20 protein-coding genes are annotated in these 20,221 nt (G+C 38.0%); 5 read left to right on the top strand and 15 right to left on the bottom strand.

All coding sequences use genetic code 11. The features are described from left to right. Positions 1-16 precede the first annotated feature (16 nt). Positions 17-649 (top strand): LysE family translocator, encoded by a 633-nt coding sequence (locus tag MSG95_RS01980; RefSeq protein ID WP_077165767.1) that lies wholly within the window; start codon positions 17-19, stop codon positions 647-649. Positions 650-709: 60 nt separating this feature from the next. Here the strand turns inward: MSG95_RS01980 and dapC are convergent, their stop codons facing one another. From dapC to MSG95_RS02010, 6 genes are all read right to left on the bottom strand, one after another. Continuing rightward, the gene (gene dapC, locus MSG95_RS01985) at positions 710-1,879 is read right to left on the bottom strand and encodes a succinyldiaminopimelate transaminase (RefSeq protein WP_049065929.1); all 1,170 of its coding nucleotides are present in this window, start codon (positions 1,877-1,879) and stop codon (positions 710-712) included. A 25-nt stretch (positions 1,880-1,904) separates the two neighbouring features. Then, positions 1,905-4,568, bottom strand: a complete 2,664-nt coding sequence (glnD, locus tag MSG95_RS01990; RefSeq protein WP_004702176.1) for a [protein-PII] uridylyltransferase — start codon at positions 4,566-4,568, stop codon at positions 1,905-1,907. A 27-nt stretch (positions 4,569-4,595) separates the two neighbouring features. After that, on the bottom strand, positions 4,596-5,813 hold the full coding sequence (gene purT, locus MSG95_RS01995; RefSeq protein WP_077165768.1) for a formate-dependent phosphoribosylglycinamide formyltransferase: 1,218 nt from the start codon (positions 5,811-5,813) through the stop codon (positions 4,596-4,598). A 102-nt stretch (positions 5,814-5,915) separates the two neighbouring features. Next, entirely contained in the window at positions 5,916-6,305 is a 390-nt protein-coding gene (locus tag MSG95_RS02000; RefSeq protein WP_077165769.1) for a tautomerase family protein, read from the bottom strand. Between the two features lie 129 nt (positions 6,306-6,434). After that, positions 6,435-6,776: an L-valine transporter subunit YgaH gene (gene ygaH, locus MSG95_RS02005; RefSeq protein WP_004702171.1), complete on the bottom strand. Its 342-nt coding sequence runs from the start codon at positions 6,774-6,776 to the stop codon at positions 6,435-6,437. A gap of 1 nt (position 6,777) precedes the next feature. Beyond that, positions 6,778-7,500: an AzlC family ABC transporter permease gene (locus MSG95_RS02010; protein WP_077165770.1), complete on the bottom strand. Its 723-nt coding sequence runs from the start codon at positions 7,498-7,500 to the stop codon at positions 6,778-6,780. Positions 7,501-7,619: 119 nt separating this feature from the next. Here MSG95_RS02010 and MSG95_RS02015 point away from each other — a divergent pair, with 119 nt between their 5' ends. After that, a complete protein-coding gene (locus MSG95_RS02015) occupies positions 7,620-8,087 on the top strand; it encodes a hypothetical protein (RefSeq protein WP_025465257.1) in 468 nt (155 codons plus the stop codon). 62 nt (positions 8,088-8,149) lie between these two features. Here MSG95_RS02015 and MSG95_RS02020 read toward each other — a convergent pair whose 3' ends face one another. Both MSG95_RS02020 and MSG95_RS02025 read right to left on the bottom strand, forming a co-directional pair. Continuing rightward, positions 8,150-8,446 carry a hypothetical protein gene (locus MSG95_RS02020; protein ID WP_004702158.1) on the bottom strand — a complete coding sequence of 99 codons (297 nt, stop codon included), beginning with the start codon at positions 8,444-8,446 and terminating at the stop codon, positions 8,150-8,152. Between the two features lie 171 nt (positions 8,447-8,617). Beyond that, entirely contained in the window at positions 8,618-9,325 is a 708-nt protein-coding gene (locus tag MSG95_RS02025; protein WP_077165784.1) for a Crp/Fnr family transcriptional regulator, read from the bottom strand. Between the two features lie 92 nt (positions 9,326-9,417). Between MSG95_RS02025 and MSG95_RS02030 the strand changes: the two genes are divergently transcribed. After that, the gene (locus tag MSG95_RS02030) at positions 9,418-9,939 is read left to right on the top strand and encodes a DUF962 domain-containing protein (protein WP_077165771.1); all 522 of its coding nucleotides are present in this window, start codon (positions 9,418-9,420) and stop codon (positions 9,937-9,939) included. 44 nt (positions 9,940-9,983) lie between these two features. Here the strand turns inward: MSG95_RS02030 and ychF are convergent, their stop codons facing one another. The 7 genes from ychF to MSG95_RS02065 all read right to left on the bottom strand — a co-directional run bounded on the left by ychF (position 9,984) and on the right by MSG95_RS02065 (position 17,619). Continuing rightward, complete coding sequence (gene ychF, locus MSG95_RS02035; protein ID WP_004642544.1) at positions 9,984-11,075, bottom strand: redox-regulated ATPase YchF; 1,092 nt, start codon at positions 11,073-11,075, stop codon at positions 9,984-9,986. A 93-nt stretch (positions 11,076-11,168) separates the two neighbouring features. Further along, a complete protein-coding gene (locus tag MSG95_RS02040; protein ID WP_077165772.1) occupies positions 11,169-11,828 on the bottom strand; it encodes a methionine ABC transporter permease in 660 nt (219 codons plus the stop codon). Then, positions 11,809-12,885: a methionine ABC transporter ATP-binding protein gene (locus tag MSG95_RS02045; RefSeq protein WP_077165773.1), complete on the bottom strand. Its 1,077-nt coding sequence runs from the start codon at positions 12,883-12,885 to the stop codon at positions 11,809-11,811. The genes MSG95_RS02040 and MSG95_RS02045 overlap by 20 nt, the downstream gene beginning before the upstream one ends. A 5-nt stretch (positions 12,886-12,890) precedes the next feature. Further along, a complete protein-coding gene (locus tag MSG95_RS02050; RefSeq protein ID WP_077165774.1) occupies positions 12,891-13,721 on the bottom strand; it encodes a MetQ/NlpA family ABC transporter substrate-binding protein in 831 nt (276 codons plus the stop codon). Between the two features lie 14 nt (positions 13,722-13,735). Continuing rightward, complete coding sequence (locus tag MSG95_RS02055) at positions 13,736-15,148, bottom strand: LLM class flavin-dependent oxidoreductase (protein ID WP_324644937.1); 1,413 nt, start codon at positions 15,146-15,148, stop codon at positions 13,736-13,738. After that, positions 15,148-16,371: an SfnB family sulfur acquisition oxidoreductase gene (locus MSG95_RS02060; protein WP_039252783.1), complete on the bottom strand. Its 1,224-nt coding sequence runs from the start codon at positions 16,369-16,371 to the stop codon at positions 15,148-15,150. Before MSG95_RS02060 ends, MSG95_RS02055 begins: the two co-directional genes overlap by 1 nt. 12 nt (positions 16,372-16,383) lie before the next feature. Next, the gene (locus MSG95_RS02065; protein ID WP_077165777.1) at positions 16,384-17,619 is read right to left on the bottom strand and encodes an SfnB family sulfur acquisition oxidoreductase; all 1,236 of its coding nucleotides are present in this window, start codon (positions 17,617-17,619) and stop codon (positions 16,384-16,386) included. Between the two features lie 345 nt (positions 17,620-17,964). Between MSG95_RS02065 and MSG95_RS02070 the strand changes: the two genes are divergently transcribed. Together MSG95_RS02070 and MSG95_RS02075 are read left to right on the top strand one after the other, a co-directional pair. Continuing rightward, positions 17,965-18,729: a glutathione S-transferase family protein gene (locus tag MSG95_RS02070; protein ID WP_039252787.1), complete on the top strand. Its 765-nt coding sequence runs from the start codon at positions 17,965-17,967 to the stop codon at positions 18,727-18,729. 540 nt (positions 18,730-19,269) lie between these two features. After that, positions 19,270-20,163: an amino acid ABC transporter substrate-binding protein gene (locus MSG95_RS02075; RefSeq protein ID WP_004702139.1), complete on the top strand. Its 894-nt coding sequence runs from the start codon at positions 19,270-19,272 to the stop codon at positions 20,161-20,163. Positions 20,164-20,221 lie beyond the last annotated feature (58 nt).

Here is a 20,221-nt window from a genome sequence, read left to right on the forward strand (position 1 = left end):
TATAGATGAAGCTGTTATGGACGTTTTTTTAGTTATTGCATTTACTCATTTTTTAGCAATGTTATCACCAGGACCAGATTTCTTTCTTATTCTCACGAGCCTTTTGCAAAAAGGACGCCATTATACTTATGGAGTTGTTTTAGGAATCACTTTAGGGAATGCATTAATTTTAGTCGTGTGTTTGTTTGGTTTTATGTTGCTTGGAGATTTCAGTAGTGGCCTCCTTACACTTTTTAAATGGCTTGGTGCGGCATATTTGGCATATTTGAGTTTTCTTTGCTTTAACGCTGCTAGATCAAGTGATTTATCATTCTCGGCTGAAAAAAACAATTTAATTGATCAAGCCCATATTAAGCAGAACAAAATTAAAAGTTTAATGTTAGGTGTGCAGTCTAGTCTTCTAAATCCAAAAAATATTATGTTTTATAGTAGTTTAATGCTGCTTATTCAATATAAGTTCAGCTTAATTCAAAAACTGCTTATGAGTATATGGATGGTTGGTGTTGTTCTTGCTTGGAATATTTTGCTGGTTGGATTGCTTGCTCAGGGGCGGGTTTTAGACAAAACCAAGCGTTCTGCGACAGGTTTATACTATTGTTCTAGTATTGCTTTTATTATTTTTGCTGTGCTCTTAATTACATATAAATAGTGTATAGCCCAGTTGTATAGTCTTAATCGTTAAAAGACTATACAACTGGTAAGAAGAGACTTAAAGAATCGCTTTTAAGCGTTTAACCACTTCTTCACATTGTGCTAAATCTGCCACTAAAGCCATGCGTACATGGTTGGCTCCTGGGTTGCCTTGCTCAGTATCACGAGATAAATAGCGACCCGGTAAAACTTTAATGTGTGCTTTTTCCATCAGCATTTTGGCAAAAGTTTCATCATTATCTACTTTTAACCAGTAGTAAAAACCAGCATCCGGTTTTTGTAATGGCAATAAATGGCCTAGCTCAGATTGGAATAAGTCAAATTTTGCACGATACTGCTTACGGTTTTCTTCAACATGGTCTTCATCATTCCATGCTGCAATTGAAGCAAGCTGGTGTTGTACTGGCATTGCTGCACCGTGATAGGTACGATATTGCAAATATGGTTTTAATAAATCAGCATCACCAGCTACAAAACCTGAGCGTAGACCCGGTAAGTTAGAACGCTTTGAAAGTGAGTGGAATACGATACAGTTTTTGTAGTCATCTCGTCCAAGTTCTGCACAAACTTCTAATAAACCTGTAGGCGCTTGGTCAAACCAAAGTTCTGAGTAGCATTCATCAGAAGCAATCACAAAATTATATTGATCTGATAAAGCAATCAGCTTTTTAAATTGCTCTTTAGAAAGCACTGTACCTGTTGGATTACCCGGAGTACATACAAAAAGAAGGGCTGTCTTTTCCCACACTTCGGCTGGCACAGCATCAAAATCGCCTAAGTAACCGTTTTCTTCTGTGCAATTAATGAAATATGGCTTTGCACCTGCAAGTAACGCTGCACCTTCATAAATTTGATAAAACGGGTTCGGCATTACTACATAAGGTGCATCTTCACGATTAATCAAAGCTTGAACAAAAGAGAAAATCCCTTCACGTGTACCAGACACTGGTAAAATGTGGTTTTCAGCACTAATGCTGTTAAGTTTAAAACGCTGAGTCAACCAGTTTGCAATGCTTTGACGAAGTTCAGGTAAGCCTTTGCTGTTTGGATAAGTTGATAGATGGTTGAAGTTATCAATAATAGCCTGTTTAACAAACTCTGGTGCTGGGTGCTTAGGTTCACCAATTGATAGAGGAATCAACGGGAGATTAGCAGGAGTAGTATCCTTAAAAAGCTGGTTTAACTTTTCAAACGGATACGGATGTAATAACGACAAGCTAGAGTTCATTAAACAGTTACCAAGTAGTTGAGTTTCAGTGCTGACAAATTTGATTAGATGCTTCATCTAATGCAGCTTTCAGTTTTTCCGAGAAGAGTTTGACCTCTTCATGATTTAGCGGTTTTCCATCTTTTTTGGTGACAAAGAAAATATCTTCTGCACGTTCACCTAAAGTTGCAATTCGAGCTGAATGGATGTCTAAACCTTGCATCATAAATAAACCACCTACACGTGCAAGTAGGCCAGGATGGTCAAGTGTTGAAATTTCGACCATGTTCTGCTGTAAAGCTTCATTTAATGTTACGTCGACTGTATTTTCAATATCAAAGTGACGCAATTGGCGCGGGATACGGCGTTGCATGAGTCCCGGATATTGATCCGGTTGGCTCAGTGCCTTCACCAATGCAGTTTTAACGGTTTCTTCACGTTCAGGATCAGTCAGCAATGTACCAAAACGATCAAGTACAACATAGGTATCTAAACTAAATGCAGTAATTGCTGTGATAATTTTTGCATCTTGAACGTCTAAATTCATGCGATCTAACACTGCAACTGTAGTCGCAAACAGGTTTGGCTGATCACGTGTATAAATAAAGATTTGAACGGCATCTTGGGCAGCTTTACGATGAGCACGTAAAAGTACTAATGGTTCAGGATTATCGCCGTGTTTTAAGATTGCTTGCGTATGCCATGCAATTTCATCGGCAGATTCTTTAATGAAGTATTCATCACCAAGTTCTTGCCATACCTTTTCGACATCTGCCAATGCGAAGTTATTTACCAGTAATTCACTTGCTGCAAATTTGGTATCTTCAATCAGCATTTGGTAGTCAACAGGGCGGCCTAAGCCAGTACGAATTACATCACGAGCATGCGTATAAAGTTGACGCATGAGGGATGCGCGCCATGTGTTCCAAAGTTTTGGATTTGTCGCATTAATATCCGCCACCGTTAAAGTGTACAGATAATCGAGATGTTCCATATCGCCAAGTTTTTCTGCAAAATCTTTTACGACATCAGGATCAGAAATATCTTTTTTCTGCGCTGTCAAAGACATAAGTAAATGGTTTTGAATAAGCCATGCGATTAATTTACATTCACGCTCTGTAAATCCGTGTGCACGGCCAAACTCAATCGCATCTTCGGCACCAAGTTCACTATGGTCACCACCACGACCTTTGGCGATGTCATGGAATAATGCCGCTATAAAGACGATATCTTGGCGAGCAAGACGCTGAAAAACTGAACTGACCACAGGGAACTCTTTAGCGAATTCAGGTTCTCTAAATCGGTTTAAGTTACGTAGTAATAATAATGTGTGGGCATCGACTGTATAGATATGGAACAGGTCATATTGCATAAGCCCCATAATTTGCCCAAAAGCGGGAATATAGTTTCCTAAAACACCATAACGCTTCATCGCAACCAATGTATCGTATAGGCGATACGGTGAGCGAATAATTGACATAAACAGCGCTTGGTTTTCTGGGTTATTACGGTAACTTTGGTTAATTCTTTTCGCTGCAAGAATCAGTAAACGCAAAGTACGAGCACGAATACCTTCGATATCTGGTCGATTCGCTAAAATATAGAACAACTCTAAAATAGCGCTTGGATGTTCTGCGAATATTTTATGATGTTGTACGGCAAGTTTGTTATCGACAATTTTAAAATGATCATTAATCACTTCAATTTTGCGTTCGTAGTTGGGGAGTCGAGGTGTAATGACAGACTCACTAAAATACGCGAGTAACATTTCATTGAGTGTCGAAACCTGTTGCGCAGTACGGTAGTAGCGCTTCATGAACTGCTCAACACCATAATTGACAGGTTGGCCTTCTTGACGCACATATCCAAACTTTGCTGCAATTTCCCTTTGGTGGTCAAAGAGTAGACGGTTTTCATCACGTTTGGCTAAACGGTGTAAATGGTGACGAATTTCCCAAAGGAAACTTTCAGCTTCTTCTAGAACGGCTAATTCAAATTCTGAAATGAATCCTAAATGTACTAAATCATAGATACGGTTTACGCGGAAATGACGTTTAGCAATCCAACCGATCTGATTAATATCACGAATACCACCCGGAGCATTTTTTATATCAGGCTCTAAGTTACTTTCTGTGTTGTTATGTTGATGGTAGCGCTTGGCTTGTTCTGCCATTTTCGCGTCATAAAAGGTTTTATCTGTCCAAGTCTGAGAGACGATACGACGAGGCCATTTTGCAAGCTGAGTATTACCCGTAATTAAACGGGCTTCAATGAGTGTGGTTGCAACTGTTAAATCAGTAGCGGCCTGCTCAACACAGCTTTGAATAGTTCGAACACTAATACCAGGTTTAAAGTTTCCGACATCCCATAATGAAGAAATAAAGGTAGAAATTCGCTTTTCATTTTCTTCAGTAATTTCATGTTCTGACAAAATCATGATATCGACGTCAGAATAGGGCAACATTTCACGGCGTCCATAACCACCTACAGCGAAAAGGCCTAGACCTGTCTGATCCAGTTCAGCATGTTTCCATAAAAAGATCAGCGCTTCATCAACTAAATCTGAACGTGCTTTAATGATGTCACGAATAGATTGCCCATTTTCATATGAATCCTGCAACTGCTTTTCTACATCCGTTCGCCATTGATTAATGGCTTTAATATCATGATGACTTGAGACGTAGTTCAACAGTGGCGATGTATTGATCATGAAAATGGTTCTACCAATAAATAAAAATTAAGAGTTTGTTTGAACGATTACTTGATCAGCGGTTTCTTTCGCTAAAGTACGGGCAAGATCAGTATTTTCAGCACGAGCAGTTGCAACACCCATACGACGTCGTTTGAAGCCTTCTGGTTTACCAAACAAACGTAAGTCTGTGTCTGGATGAGCTAAAGCTACATTCAGATTGCTATAACTTAAATTGTTGGCATCTACTCCAGCATAAATTACGGCACTTGCAGCAACACTGTGGCGTGCTGTGTTTACAGGTAAACCTAAGATTGCACGTGCATGTAATTCAAATTCACTTTGAAACTGAGATGCTAAAGTCACAAGACCAGTATCGTGTGGGCGAGGTGAGACTTCACTGAACCAAACTTTGTCACCTTTAATAAATAGTTCTACACCAAAAATACCACAGCCACCAAGTGCTGTTGTCACTTTATTTGCAATACGTTTTGCTTCTTCAAGGGCTGCAGGAGTCATGGGTTGAGGCTGCCAGCTTTCTACATAATCGCCTGCATCTTGACGGTGACCAATCGGGTCACAGTAGTGAGTTTCAATTTCACCAGTTTCAGGGTTTTTTGCACGCACCGTGAGTAACGTAATTTCAAAATCAAAATCAATTTGAGATTCAATAATGACAGTGCCTTGGTTAACACGGCCACCTTGCATCGCATATTCCCAAGCCGCATCAACTTCATCAAAACTTTTTACACGAGACTGGCCTTTGCCAGAAGAAGACATGACTGGTTTTACAAAATTAGGATAACCAATATCATCGCAAGCAGCACGGAAGCTTTCTAAAGAGTCAGCAAAGCGATAAGCAGAAGTAGGCAAACCCAGTTCTTCAGCCGCAAGACGGCGAATACCTTCACGGTTCATGGTCAGATTTACTGCTTTAGCAGAAGGAATGACAGTAGCGGTTTGATTTGCTTCAATTTCAAGCAAAACCTCGGTTGCAATTGCTTCAATTTCTGGAACAATTAAATTCGGTTTAACTTTTTCAATGAGTTGTTTTAATTGAGTTGGATCAGCCATGTTTAACACATAAGAAAAATGTGCAACTTGCATAGCTGGTGCGTGATCATAACGGTCGGCTGCATGTACTTCAACACCAAGGCGTTGTAAGGAAATTACAACTTCTTTACCAAGCTCTCCTGAACCTAACAATAAAACTTTAAATGCAGAAGATTGAAGTGGGGTACCGAGTGTCACGCTCATGCGAATCATCCTGACAAAATTATTTTTTTAAGCATAGCAGAACTTATGGTGGAGTTAAGCCTTATCACACATAAAAAAATGAATTTTGTCAGACAATGATGCAGATAATTTTTAAACGTTAACCTGATAGTTTAGATGCATTTCATCTGCATTTTGACCACGGATGCCCCAATTCTCTTTAGGTGTTTCAAAAATAGTGACTTCAATATCTTGTGGGCTAATTTTGCAATACTGTTCAATATTACGAAATAAAGTTTGAATGAGTCTTTTCTTCGCTTCAGTACTTCTGCCAGCAAACATTGAAAGTTCAATAATGATGTAGTGTTGGCTTCGATCTGAAGGATAGATAAAGTTTTCTGGTTTTAGACTCATAAAGCGTTGAAATCTTTTCTCGACAGGATATTTCAACTCTTCAATAAGAGCCTGATGAATAGCATGAGAAAGCAATTCTCGATACTGCATGATGGTTTGTTCATTTGCATAAATTTTAACTTGTGACATTTTTATCTCTAATCGCTAGATGGTGTTATCTTTTAATAAATTTAAAAAATGAGTTTTTCATGCTAGAAGCTATTACTATTAATCACTTCTAGCCTTTATATATTATATAAGGATGATCAGTTTATCTATTTATAAAGGTAAATATGTGTAGATCAAACCATAAACGAGTGCAGCAGTTAAAGTCGCTGGAACAATTTTCTTAAATTTAAAATAAAGAGCTGCTAAAACTATAAAACCCATAAACATTGCGAAGCTCTTGTTGGGAGTTTCAAGTAAAGGGGGCAGAGTTGCAACTACAAGCATCGCGCTAATGGCAGAGATACCAATACTCCCTAAAGCAATTTTTATCCAGACAGAGCCGCGTTTTTGATGAGTACCTTGTAGTTTTTGTATAACGAAGAACGGGCCAAAGCGTGAAGCAAAATTGGCAATACCGACAATAATGCCGACTAATATAATTTCTAAGTTCATATTAGGCTTCAACCTCTTCATGCTGTTTCAGCACATAGTGTTTAAATAAACCCGCTAAAATGCCTGAAAAAATACCAATAAAAATAGCTGCTGATAAGGTAATCCAATAACATGCCAAGGCTGAAACTACTAAAGATACTGCAACGACTAAAGTATGTTTGCGCTCAAAAGCTGCGAGCAAAAAGCTTAAAAATAAAGCGGGTAGTAAAAAGTCTAAAGCTGCTTGTAAAAATTTTGGAAGATGGGCGACTTGATCTGCAAATAAGCCACCTAACAATGAACCAGTTGCCCAAGACATCCAGCTGAATAGACTTAAGCCTAACATCCAAGATTCAGACCATTGCTGTTTACGTTGCGAAAGTTGAATCATTCCACTGGCAAAAACTTCATCTGTAAGCCCCCAAGCCCAAACAGCCGTCTTTTTTAGATTTAATTTATTGGGAATCAAGTTATACAGTGCTGGACCATAGAGTACATGGCGAATATCTAGTGCAATGACTGTTAGCGCCGTTAACCAAATAGATGAACCACTAGCCAAAAGTGCAACCACAAGAAATTGGCTTGCACCAGCATACATTGAACAAGAAAGAAAAAATGCTTCCCAAGGACTGAAACCAAATTGAGATGCAGAAACGCCAAAGGCAAAAGAAACAGGTAAATAGGTGAGTACGATGGCTTGGCTATCTTTGGCACCTTGCCAAAAAGTTGCTTTTTGAGCAGCCATCTGTTGTTGATTCGACACGATACACCTTGGCTGTAAAACAATTATAAAAACTTGAAAGATTGAGTATTGTAGCCGAATTTAATAGCATAGTGCCGAAATGTTTAATTCGGCAGTTTGATATGTTCAAATCAAAGACTCGTTTAGTTTATATCGCCATCCTGAGTGCAAGCGCATTTATATTGCAGGGTTGTGATGATGGACATAACCCAGATAAAAAAGTTGAAATTAAACCAGCGCCGAAATTAACCAATGATGCAACGGTCTATGCGAAAAAGGCATGGACATTAATTAACTCTGTTGACCCTTTAGTTTATGGAAAACAGCTTAATCAGATAAATGATAAGGTTCGCAAACCACTACGTCAGCTGAGTACGGACTGGCGTATTAACGTAAAAATGACAGATTCGGTAACTGAAGGAAAATATGCACTTTGCCGAAAAGCCTTAACTAGTCTAGATGTATGGGCACGAGAAACACTGGAAAATGAAAAAACAGTTGCTCAAAAACAAACAGACTACGAACGTGATAAACAGCAGTGTAAGGAAGCAATTGATAACCCAAATTTAGGAAATACATCTCCGAAATAATGGTAATAATAAAAAAAGCGAGATTTAGAATCTCGCTTTTTTAACACATAAATTAATATTAATTATGGTTTCTTAGCAGTGTTTGCAGTTTTTACAGCATCTTGTTTCATTTGATGAGTAGCTTGATTTGCTTCTTGTTTAGCGTTAGTCGCGCTAGTCATAGCAGCATGTTTCTTCTCATTCATATCTTTCTTAGCTTCTTTTTTAGCAGTCGTTTTGCCGCTCATAGCAACACATTTACCGCCTTTATGATGTGGTCCAGTTCCTCCTTGGAGTTGAGTTCCTTTTGGACATGCAAATGCCGAAACACTTAACATTGCCAATACGCCAGCTGTAAGAATTGTTGATAATTTTTTCATGTTAATCAGCGCCTTGTTGAGTATTATTGCTCAGTTCGAGTGTAAGATGAAAAATTCTGTTTTGGAATATTTATTTTGTGAAATAGAGTTTGAACAATGTTTTATTTTGCAGTGTTATCTAATTTTTTAATTTAATTTTAAGTTTTTATTATATAGATTTTTTTAATCTATTTAACTAGTAGATTTTGCAATTAAATTTAACTTTTCTATGTCTAAAATTTCAATTTTTCTGAACGCAATTTTAATAATATTCTGCTTTTCTAATAAGTTTAACTCATGATTAACAGTCTGTCTTGAGGTAGTGAGCATATTTGCTAATTGTTCTTGAGAAATATGAATTTGTCTTTCTTGTATAAGAATGTGATTACCATAACCTTCCAAAATAAACAAAAGACGTTGAGCAAGTCTTTGAGAAATACTGCGTGTTTGTATAGCAATCTGTTCTAAAAAAACATATCTGAGTTTTTGACTGGTTAAACGAGCAAAGTAGTACCAATAATACGGATTGTCTTTGAGTAATTGATTTAATGGTTTGGCAGGAATATGTAGAACGGTACTTTTTTTCAAGGCAATGGCATCATGTGAGCGCGGTTCATGGTCAATCAGAGATATTTCACCAAACCACATAATTGGCTCAGCAATTGCAGAAAGAGCTTCATTACCATTTACATCGACATAACCCAAACTAATTGAGCCTTCAAGCACAGTGTAAATGCCATCAAAGATATCTTGAGCGCGGAACACATAACTATTTTTTTCAAAAGTAATTTGCTTACCATGTTCTAAAATAAAATTTTGAAATGCTTCTGGAAGCACACTAAACCATGTATTTACTTTAAGTCGATTAATATAAATAAGATCCAATATCAGTCCATCCATGAAAAAAATCATTACTTTGTCAAATAGCTGACAACTTTAAGTTTTCCTTATTTGTACAGTATGACTATATGTAGATGAATAGGGAATCACTCATGACAAATCTGGAGCAACAGCTTAGCAAATATGCGGCTTATCATTTAAACCATCAAAATATTTTGACGCATTTTGTTGGTATTCCACTTATTGTATTTTCAATTTTATGTTTAACAGTGAGAGCTGGAGTTGATATTGGCAGTTTTAAACTGACTTTAGCTATGGTGTTGATTGCAGTTAGTACGATCTATTACTTCATTTTAGATAAAGTATTTGGTTTACTCATGCTGATTATTTTAGTTGCTGTGTATCCATTGGCAAGCCAAATTGCCGAGCTTTCTTTAGGACAATGGTTAGCGGCAAGTATTGGTTTCTTTGTAGTGGGTTGGGTCTTTCAGTTTGTTGGACATTATTTCGAAAAGAAAAAACCTGCCTTTGTTGATGATGTGATTGGACTCGCGATAGGGCCGTTATTTGTATTGGCAGAATTTATATTTATGCTGGGTTTTAGAAAGCCTTTGCATGCACGTATTTTACAAGAGGCACGCAGTAAACGAGAGACGATGGATTTAAGTCATTAATAATAAAAAAAGCCCCAATATATTGGGGCTTTTTTAGCTTTAACTTAAACGTTAAAACGGAAGTGCATTACATCGCCGTCTTGAACAACGTAAGTTTTACCTTCTAAACGCCATTTACCAGCTTCTTTAGCGCCGTTCTCACCGTTGTATTGTACAAAGTCATCGTATGCAACAACTTCAGCACGGATAAAGCCTTTTTCGAAGTCGGTATGAATCACACCAGCTGCTTGAGGAGCGGTTGCACCAACTTTTACTGTCCAAGCACGTACTTCTTGTACACCAGCAGTGAAATAAGTTTGTAAACCTAAAAGCGCATAACCGGCACGAATAACCACGTTTAAGCCTGGTTCTTCCATACCCATTGCTTCTAAGAATTCAGCACGATCTTCATCTTCTAATAATGAAATTTCAGCTTCAATCTGGTTGCAAAGAGGAACAACGATAGCGTTTTCTTCAGCCGCAAGTTTTTTAACTGCGTCTAAGTGTGGGTTATTTTCAAAACCATCTTCTGCAACGTTTGCAATATACATGGTTGGTTTTAAAGTCATTAAACCAAAACCACGAACTAATTTACGTTCGTCATCAGACAAATCAGCTGCGCGAGCTGGTTTACCTTCATCAAGTAAAGGTTGGATTTTTTCTAAAACTGCTTTAGTTGCTACAGCTTCTTTGTCACCGCCTTTAGCAACTTTAGTTAAACGTAAAATTGCTTTAGCAACAGTTTCAAGATCGGCAAGCGCAAGTTCAGTATTGATGGTTGCGATGTCGTCTAATGGATCAATTTTACCATTTACGTGAATTACGTTTTCGTCTTCGAAACAACGTACAACATGAGCAATCGCATCAGTTTCACGGATGTTAGCAAGGAACTGGTTACCCAAGCCTTCACCTTTTGATGCACCAGCAACAAGACCTGCAATGTCCACAAATTCCATTGTAGTTGGCAAAATACGCTGTGGTTTAACAATCGCAGCAAGTTTGTCTAAACGTGGATCTGGTACAGGAACAATACCTGTGTTTGGTTCAATGGTACAGAAAGGGAAGTTTTCCGCTGCAATCGCTGCTTTCGTTAATGCATTGAAAAGGGTAGATTTCCCTACGTTTGGCAGACCAACAATACCGCAATTAAAACCCATGAAAACCACTCACAAATGTGTAAATTAAAAATTGTCGCTGATTTTACATGAAAGCCATGACAAAGTCATGGCTAGAGCGGGGTTGTATTGCTTTTAAACTTTACGTTTATCAAGTTGCTGGGCTAATGCATCGCCAGTCGTTTGTACTAACATGACTAAAACAATGAGCACTAAAATTACAGCCAACATAATTTGCATATCAAAACGTTGATAACCATATCGATAAGCAATGTCTCCTAAGCCACCTGCACCAATAGCACCTGCAATTGCTGATGAGTTAATCATAGTCACAATAGTCACGGTAAAGCCTGCCACAATACCCGGTAAAGCCTCGGGTAAAAGTACATGCCAAATAATTTGTTTACGGTTACAACCCATGGCTTGTGCTGCTTCAATTAAGCCTTGATCGACTTCACGTAAGCTGACTTCTGCAATACGGGCAAAGAAGGGAATCGCCGCAATAGTTAAGGGAACAACAGCTGCCCAAACGCCATAACTTGTACCCACAATCCAGCGAGTAAGTGGAATCAGAGCGACCATTAAAATTAGAAAGGGTACAGAACGAGTAATGTTGATGACCCAACCCAAAGCTTGATTAATCTTTTGTGACGGATGAATGCCGTGCTCAGAAGTACTGACTAAAACAACAGCAATCGGTAAGCCAATTAAAAAAGCAATAAATGCAGATGCACCTACCATGAGCAAGGTATCTACAGTTCCAGTAATTAATAAATCAATGAGCTGGTCGTGCATAACCAAGTACCTCAAATTGTGCAATTGCAGTTGATGCATCTTGTCGTATAGATGAAAGATCAATTTCTACGTTAGGAATACCGACTAAAAGTGAACCAATAATGTGCCCTTGAATGGTATCGACCTGACTTTGATATAAATTGACGGGTGCTTTAAATCTAGCAAGTATCTCTTGTATATCGGGTACTTGATGTGCTTCAGATTCATATTTCAGTTTTACAATAATATGAGTTGAATTTTCATCGGGTAGAGGACTGATTTTAAAAGGCAGAGTGATCTGCTCAAGGTTTAACAATTCTTGAGTAATTTGTTGTTCTGGTCGTGAAAATACAGACCAGACTTGCCCAGCCTCGACAATTTCACCTTGGTCAATCACCACGACTTGATCACAAATTTCTCGAATGACCTGCATTTCGTGAGTGATGAGTACAATCGTTAGACCAAGTTCCTGATTAATCTTTTTAAGTAAAGCCAAAATAGTAGCAGTACTTTCAGGGTCGAGTGCTGAGGTGGCTTCATCACACAGTAAAATTTCAGGATGATGGACAAGTGCACGTGCGATACCGACACGTTGCTTTTGTCCGCCCGAAAGTTGTGATGGATAATGACCAGACTTATCTGCAAGACCTACGAGTGCCAGAACTTCATTTACACGCTCATCGATATCTGCTTTGTTGTAATTGGAAACTTTTAAGGGCAATGCCACATTTTCCCAGACCGTTTTTGCAGACATCAAATTGAAATGTTGAAAAATCATTCCAATTCGTTGGCGAGTTTGAATAAGCTCGGCATGACTCAATTCAGCAATGTTTTGTTGATGAATGTGAATACTGCCTGTATTTACTTGTTCTAAGCCATTTAACGTGCGGAGTAGGGAAGATTTTCCTGCACCACTTTTACCAATAATGCCTAAAATCTTACCTTGAGGAATATCAAGGTTAATCTCTTTTAAAGCATGCAGTTTTTGACCCTGCGATTGGTAAAACTTATTTAAGCCACGAATTTTGATATGAGGTAGAGAAAAATCAACTTGTGATCCAAAACTCACCATTGTCATTCTCCTTACTTCCAGCCAGGGAACCAAAGTTTTGGGCCAATCTCAGCATCTAACACAGCTTTAACTTTTGGCGAGTTTTGATAGATTTCAACAAATTTCTTTAATTTGTCGCCCTTATCCTGATAGTCATCACGCACTACAAACAAAATTGCATAACGTTTATTGGTATTGTCATCAAGTAAAAGCGCACTATTAGGGTCAGCTGTTTTTGCTAAGCGCAAGTAGTGTGGATAGCCAAAAGCCAAGTCAACATCATCAATTGCACGAGCAGTTTGTGGCCCCTCAACTTCAATGAATTGCAAGTTTTTAGGGTTTGAAACAACATCTTTAAGTGCAGATAAATGATTATTTGAATGTTTAAGCGTAATTAATTTAGCTTGCTGTAAAAGTAGTAGGGCACGACCTTGATTCACTGGATCATTTGGGATGACTACGCGTGCGTTTTGTGGCAATTCATCTAAGCTTTTATACTTTTTTGAGTAAAGTCCCACATGTGATGCAGCACCCACTGCAAATGCCTTTAACTTAAAGCCAGTTTCTTTAATTGCATTGTCTAAGAAAGGTTGATGCTGGAAAAAGTTCGCATCAATATCCCCATGATTTAAGGTAATGTTTGGTGTGTTCCAGTCAGAAAACTCAACCAGTTTTACATTTAATCCTTGTTTCTTTGCTTCATCGGCAGCAGCTTGTAAAGGTTTTGCAAATGGTGGACTAATACCAATCACAAGTTCATTTGAGCCACTTTGACGATGTTTATTCCATAAGAATAAAGCAATAAAAAGCACTACAACGACTAAGCCTACGCCTAGCCATTTTTTTGAGGCTGTTTGAGCCATGTCTATCTCCAAATTTAAGCGATTATTTCTTCAATTTTTGTTAAGTTTTTGCTGTTGTTATAGGGACTACATCGGAACGCTTGAACAGGGTGTTGTTCTGGTAATTGATCACCCCGATTAAAAATTTTGTTCCGTAGTGAACCCGTTTTATATGCAGTTTTATAGCGACCACGTTGCTGTAGTTCAGGAATAACCAAGCGAATAAAGTCGTGGTGAGACTCAGGTGCAACTGTACGTGTCAAATTAAAGCCATCAATATCTGTCTCATCTAAAAGATGAATTAAGTATTCAGCAACTTCTTCGCCACTACCTACGATGAGGGGATAACGACCACCTAAAACATGCTGAGCTTTTAAGTCATTTTTTGTGATTTGCTGTTCTTTAAATTTTTCGGTAATCGAAACAATGCTGTTACTTTTTTGGTAAGGAATTGCTTCATCGTTAGCAAATTTACTTAAGTCAATGCCTGTTGAACTCGCATAATGCGCGAGGCCAGCTTCAGGACTTGCATACTGACAATATTCATTAAGTTTTTGTACAGCGAGATCATGTGTTTCGGCAACAACAACGGTGATGCCAACGAAGACTTTAATGTCATCCGCTGAACGGCCTTGCTGTTCTGCAAGAGCACGAATCTTTTTCACTTGTTCGCGTATTTTTTCGGGTTTGTCGCCACCAATAAATACACACTCAGCATGACGAGTCGCAAACTGCATACCTTTGGGTGAAGCACCTGCTTGAAACAGTGTCGGGGTGCGTTGCACAGAAGGAGACACCTGAAATACACCTTCACTTTGGTAATATTTTCCGTGGTGGTGAATAGTGTGAACTTTAGATGGATCTGTAAAAACACGCTGTACTCTATCTTTTTTAACGGCGTCGTTTTCCCAAGATCCTTCCCAATATTTATAGCAAAGCTCTAAAAATTCTTCGGCTTGTTCATAGCGAGCATCGTGGTCTTTTAAACCTTTTTGACCAATTAAGCGTTCGGCACTATCTAGATAACCCGTCACGATATTCCAGCCAATACGACCTTGAGTTAAATGGTCAAGACTCGCAAAACGGCGGGCAAACTGATATGGATGCTCATAGCTTAAGTTCACAGTGACTCCAAAACTTAGGTTTTGAGTGACTGCCGCCATAGCTGAAATGAGTGTAGATGGGTCATGGCTAGGAAGCTGAATGGACTCTTTTAAAGTCAGATCTATACCATTTTGATAGACGTCATACACACCTGTAATGTCTGCAATAAACAAACCATCAAATAAACCACTTTCTAATGTTTTGGCTTGTTCTGTCCAGTAGCTCAGTTCATTAAAACGATGTGATTTATCACGTGGATGTGTCCATAAGCCATGATTAATATGCCCAACACAGTTCATATCAAATGCATTGAGTAAAATTTCTTTCGCTTTAAAATCTGCCATTACAATGTCCCCCGACGAGGTGGTAGAACACCGTTAAGAACATAGTTCCCAATAAAGTAATATTTCCATCGTGCGGCATCATGCAACGTATGTACGCGCGCATTGCGCCAGAAGCGGTCTAGACCATCTTGTGATTGACTACCACGGCTTCCTGCAAGTTCAATCAGCTTAGAGGATGCTTTAAGTGCAATATCGCTACTATGAGCACGTACTTTGGCCACATCAATTGAAGCTTTTGCAATGCTTTCAGGTGTAGTTTCAATTTTTGCGGCATCAATTGATTGAGCTGCCTGTTTTAATAACACTTCACTTGCTCGTACATCGACAGCAATGCGTCCTAGCTCATAAATTGTCAAAGGATCTTGATTTGCAGTTTCTACATTTGAATCAATCCATGGGCGCGCTTGATGCACTCTTTGCAAACTTTCTTCAAAGGCTGCACGTGCAATGCCTACCTCAATTGATGCATGCATAATTTGCGCAAAAGGGCCCACTAAGGTTGGTTGTAAAAATGCAGTATCAAAAGGAATAACATCATCTGCATCTACGAAAACCTGATCAAATTTAACAGTGCCGCTACCTGTGGTTTTCTGACCAAAACCAGACCAGTCATCAACAAGTTTTAATCCTTGTGAACCACTTTTTACAAAGGCTAAATATTCTCGGCCTGCATCATCTAAAACTAAGGTTGGAATTCGGTGAGCAAATAAACTTCCTGTGCAGTAAAACTTTTCACCCTGAATCAAATACCCATTTTCGTGAGGACGGATATTGGTTTGTTTATGGGTTGAAGTTTTAGTTTTAAACTCAGCAAGTGCATTACCAAAGCGAGTGCCATTTAACACTTCGCCATACAAACGTTGTTTTTGGGCTTCTGTACCTGTATTGCGCAATACTTCTAAAGCATAAAAATGATTTTGTGGAATTTGTCCGATTGAACCATCTGCACCGCTTAAAAGCGCAATCACTTTAGCAACGGTATGGCTTGAAACTTCGGCACCGCCATATTGCTTTGGCACTGTAATTGCCCAAAGACCAGATTGGCTCAAAGCATCAATTTCGGTATACGGTAAAATTCGTTTAGCGTCTCGCTCAACTGCGGTTTTCTTAAATTGCTCAGCAAACTGTTTGGCAACTTCTAAAGCTTCAGCATCATTTTGAATAATGTGCGCTTGGCCAGATGCCGATGTTTGTTTTGTTTGAACCGATTGATATGAAGTCATGACAATTTCTCCTTAAATCCAGGCATGGCGGGCAGGGAAATGACCATTAAGGTAATAATTGCCAATGGCATGTAATTTCCAACGAACAGGGTCGTGTAAGGTATGTACACGGGCATTTCGCCAATGTTGGTCTAAATTGTGTTGGCTTAAGCTTGAACGACTACCGCCTAGTTCTAGTAGTTTTTCAGAAATTTGTAGAGCTGCATCATTGGCATATACTTTTGCTTCAGCAACCAAAATTGAAGCTTTAGCTACTTGTTCATCAGTCACAGTTTGGAGTTGGTCAAGTTCATCTAAATATTCAGCAGCTTCATCAAGCAGTAAGATTGCAGCATCGAGCAAAATATTTAACTTACCTACTTCTTGTAAGGTGTAATGTTCAAAGCTGGCTTTTTCAACATTTGCATCAATAATTGGACGTGCTTTATGAATAGTCGATAAAGTATCGTCAAATGCAGCTTCCGCAATCCCAACATCAATAGCTACTTGTAATAACTGAGAATAGGCACCGCGATACGTCGGAACTTGTGTCAATAAACGTTCATCAAAAATAAGTTCAGGATTGACTTCAACATGATTTAATTTAACCGTGCCACTTGCTGTCGTACGTTGCCCAAAACCATTCCAGTCATTAATGACTTCAATACCTTGAGCATCCGAGTTAACAATTACTAAAACAACATGACCTTCGGGATGAACCGCTTTAATTGCGAGCCAATGCGCAAAACTTGTTCCTGTCGAATAAAATTTTTCACCGTTTAAAATGTATTTACCGTTTTCAATGGTAAGCGTGGTTTTTAGTGTTTTTGAGTCATGTGTATTACGTTCTGGTCCACCATTAGCAAGACGTTTGCCTGCCAATATTTCTGAAAAGATAAATTGTTTTTGTTGTTCTGTGCCCAAGATCTCGACGAGGTTTAACAGACTAATTTGATTTTGTGGAATTTGACCAACATTGGCATCGCCTTTACTTAAAATACGAAAGACTTGAGCCAAAGTTTTATTGGACACAAAAGCACCGCCATATTTTTTTGCAATGCGAATTCCACCTAAACCTTTTTGACTAAAGCTTTCGATTTGCTCAAAAGGAAGTTGGCGTTGTTGATCACGTGTATTACGACCCTCTAAAGCAAAATCAGCCACTTGATAAGCAGCATTAATGGCTTGTTGATCATTTTGAATGACTTGGACGTATGCCGTCGTTTTAGATAGAGAATTAGACATAATGACACCTTGTATTGCTGTCATTACCTTACAAAAGAAATATTTTTCCACTAAACGAGGACTTATGCTCAGCTTATGAATAAAAATGCAAAGCACTTTTTTTGATTTTTAATAAATAAATATAGATATGGAAATGTATTAAAAATCAATTGATTATGAAATTTATTGTCTAAGCAAATTACTAAAGTGGTTTTATTATGAAAAAGAGCTATAAGTACGGTAAAAAAAGATATAAAAAATATAGACCTAACTGTCAGTGAAAAATGAGCACAATATCCATTGTTTTCATTAAAAATAGCTTCTAAAGTATCTATTTACCTAAGACGATTTTTGTACGAATAGTCAAATAAAAATAAACGTGGAGATTTTATGCGGGTTTTGTATCAGTTTCCTTTGTCTCATTATTGTGAAAAAGCTCGCTGGTTGTTAGACCATAAAGAACTTGATTACGTTGCACATAATTTGATTCCAGGCTTCCATCGTGCATTTGCACAACTCAAAACTGGGCAAAATTTATTGCCAATTTTGAAAGATGACCAACGTTGGATTGCTGAATCAACTAAAATTGCACTTTATCTGGATGATACCTATCCAGAGCATGTACTTTTGCGCCGTGATGAACAACTTCGACAACAAACGCTCAAGATAGATAGCTTGGCAGATGAACTTGGTGTACATGTACGTCGTTGGGCACTTGCTCATACTTTAGCCCACGGAGACCATGCTCTAGAAATTATGATGGGTGAACAAGGTTACTTGCGCCAGTTTGAAAAAATATCAAAACCTTTCCTCAAAACTTTAGTAAAGAAGAACTATAAGCTTGAAGAGGAGCTAGTAAGTCAGTCAAAAGAGCGTATGGATGAACTTATAAATGAGTTGAATCAGTACCTCATTGAAAACCAAGCACGTTATATGGTTGGAGACCGCTTAAGTCTCGCGGATATTTCAGTATGTTCTATGCTTGCACCTTTACTTGAAATAAAAGGTACACCATGGGAGCCCGAAGAGGATGAAGAGGTGTCGCCCGAGTGGAGCAATTATCAGAAAGCTTTACTTGATTTGCCCCTTGGACAATATGTTTTAAGAATATATCAAACAGAAAGAAATGCACGCGTTGATTGGCGAGGCATTTAAACTATAGATTTTATAAAAAAGCTCGAAATAAATCGGGCTTTTTTTATATTTGTAGAAATATTTTAATTGTAAAAAACATGACTATAAATTTTATAAATGAATTTTATTAAAACATTTTTATTTATTATTTTGAGGTTCGTTTTGTTTTTTAATTACAAACTTAGACTTTTAGTCTAAATGCCTAATAAAATTAATTTTTCTTTTTATTAATAAAATAGTTTTTCTAAAAACAGTTTTTAGAAAAAATTAAGCCACTTTATTGTGCATGTGTTTACAATGTAATCAAAAATTGCCACATTTAAGTGTAATTAGATGAGCTTAATAATAGACAGAAGATTAAAATATAGATTAAAGTAAGAAACATGTGAGCAGTTTTAAAGGTATTAACTCTGCGAAACAGATAAATAATAAGTGAAGCAAATGGATGAAGTCCTACTTGGAAAAGTTGGCTCGATAATTGCAATTTAATAATAAATCACTCTATTTCTCTATAAGAATGATTCTGTAGACAAATAGAGGAATGATCATCAAGGAGTTCTTATGAAACGTTCTGCAACCTCTCTCATTGTTTCAACAATTATGCTTTGTACGGTTGGTGCTACTTCTCAAATACAGGCAGCAGACACATTAGCAAAAATCAAAAGTACTGGAAAAATCGTTATTGGTCACCGAGAATCATCCGACCCAATTTCATACGTTGTTGGAGGTAAACCAGTAGGTTATGCAGTCGACATTTGTAACCAGTTCGCAAATGATATTAAGAAAGAATTGAAAATGCCTGGTTTAAAAGTTGAATACAAGGCAGTCACTTCATCAACACGTATTCCTGAGCTTTTAGCAGGAAATATTGATATGGAATGTGGTACGACTACAAACTCTAAACAGCGTCAGCAACAAGTTGGTTTTTCAACGAACTACTATGCAACAGAAGTGCGCATGGCTGTTAAAGCAAACTCTGGTATTAAGAGTCTAGCTGATTTAAATGGTAAAGCAGTGGTTACGACTCAAGGTACAACATCTGACAAGTACATTAAAATGAATGAAAAAGGTCAGTCACTTAATGTACAAAACATTTATGGTAAAGACCATTCTGACTCATTTGCCATGATGGCATCTGGCCGTGCCGCAGCATTTGTAATGGATGACAATATCTTAGCTGGTCTAATTGCTAAGTCATCTACACCAAAAGCATTCGCAATTGTAGGGCCAGTACTTTCGTCAGAACCTTATGGCATCATGATTGCTAAAGATGATCCAAAATTTAAAGCAGTTGCCGACCGTACCGTAAATAATTTATGGAAAACTGGTCAAATGGACGCTTTATATAAGAAATGGTTCTTATCTCCAATTCCACCAAAAAATACTAATTTAAATATGCAGCCAAGTGCATCTTACAAAAAGCTTAAAGCCCACCCAACAGATGCAGGGATTTAACACGTTCCTTTTGTCCTAAATTTACTTGTGCAAGTGTAAAACCTCATTTGCACAAGTG

Origin of the sequence: Acinetobacter sp. IK23, from assembly GCF_035615275.1 — a bacterium.
In the GTDB taxonomy this organism is placed as follows: domain Bacteria; phylum Pseudomonadota; class Gammaproteobacteria; order Pseudomonadales; family Moraxellaceae; genus Acinetobacter; species Acinetobacter seifertii.

Excerpts from the sequence above, each read along its gene's own strand:
- MSG95_RS02070 (WP_039252787.1), top strand. The coding sequence starts at position 17,965 with ATGCGGGTTTTGTATCAGTTTCCTTTGTCTCATTATTGTGAAAAAGCT.
- MSG95_RS02075 (WP_004702139.1), top strand. The coding sequence starts at position 19,270 with ATGAAACGTTCTGCAACCTCTCTCATTGTTTCAACAATTATGCTTTGT.
- dapC (WP_049065929.1), bottom strand. The coding sequence starts at position 1,879 with ATGAACTCTAGCTTGTCGTTATTACATCCGTATCCGTTTGAAAAGTTA.
- MSG95_RS02010 (WP_077165770.1), bottom strand. The coding sequence starts at position 7,500 with ATGGCTGCTCAAAAAGCAACTTTTTGGCAAGGTGCCAAAGATAGCCAA.
- MSG95_RS02020 (WP_004702158.1), bottom strand. The coding sequence starts at position 8,446 with ATGAAAAAATTATCAACAATTCTTACAGCTGGCGTATTGGCAATGTTA.
- MSG95_RS02015 (WP_025465257.1), top strand. The coding sequence starts at position 7,620 with ATGTTCAAATCAAAGACTCGTTTAGTTTATATCGCCATCCTGAGTGCA.
- MSG95_RS02030 (WP_077165771.1), top strand. The coding sequence starts at position 9,418 with ATGACAAATCTGGAGCAACAGCTTAGCAAATATGCGGCTTATCATTTA.
- ygaH (WP_004702171.1), bottom strand. The coding sequence starts at position 6,776 with ATGAACTTAGAAATTATATTAGTCGGCATTATTGTCGGTATTGCCAAT.
- MSG95_RS02000 (WP_077165769.1), bottom strand. The coding sequence starts at position 6,305 with ATGTCACAAGTTAAAATTTATGCAAATGAACAAACCATCATGCAGTAT.
- MSG95_RS02045 (WP_077165773.1), bottom strand. The coding sequence starts at position 12,885 with ATGACAATGGTGAGTTTTGGATCACAAGTTGATTTTTCTCTACCTCAT.
- MSG95_RS01980 (WP_077165767.1), top strand. The coding sequence starts at position 17 with ATGGACGTTTTTTTAGTTATTGCATTTACTCATTTTTTAGCAATGTTA.
- MSG95_RS02055 (WP_324644937.1), bottom strand. The coding sequence starts at position 15,148 with ATGGCAGATTTTAAAGCGAAAGAAATTTTACTCAATGCATTTGATATG.
- MSG95_RS02050 (WP_077165774.1), bottom strand. The coding sequence starts at position 13,721 with ATGGCTCAAACAGCCTCAAAAAAATGGCTAGGCGTAGGCTTAGTCGTT.
- MSG95_RS02040 (WP_077165772.1), bottom strand. The coding sequence starts at position 11,828 with ATGCACGACCAGCTCATTGATTTATTAATTACTGGAACTGTAGATACC.
- glnD (WP_004702176.1), bottom strand. The coding sequence starts at position 4,568 with ATGATCAATACATCGCCACTGTTGAACTACGTCTCAAGTCATCATGAT.
- ychF (WP_004642544.1), bottom strand. The coding sequence starts at position 11,075 with ATGGGTTTTAATTGCGGTATTGTTGGTCTGCCAAACGTAGGGAAATCT.
- MSG95_RS02025 (WP_077165784.1), bottom strand. The coding sequence starts at position 9,325 with ATGGATGGACTGATATTGGATCTTATTTATATTAATCGACTTAAAGTA.
- MSG95_RS02060 (WP_039252783.1), bottom strand. The coding sequence starts at position 16,371 with ATGACTTCATATCAATCGGTTCAAACAAAACAAACATCGGCATCTGGC.
- purT (WP_077165768.1), bottom strand. The coding sequence starts at position 5,813 with ATGATTCGCATGAGCGTGACACTCGGTACCCCACTTCAATCTTCTGCA.
- MSG95_RS02065 (WP_077165777.1), bottom strand. The coding sequence starts at position 17,619 with ATGACAGCAATACAAGGTGTCATTATGTCTAATTCTCTATCTAAAACG.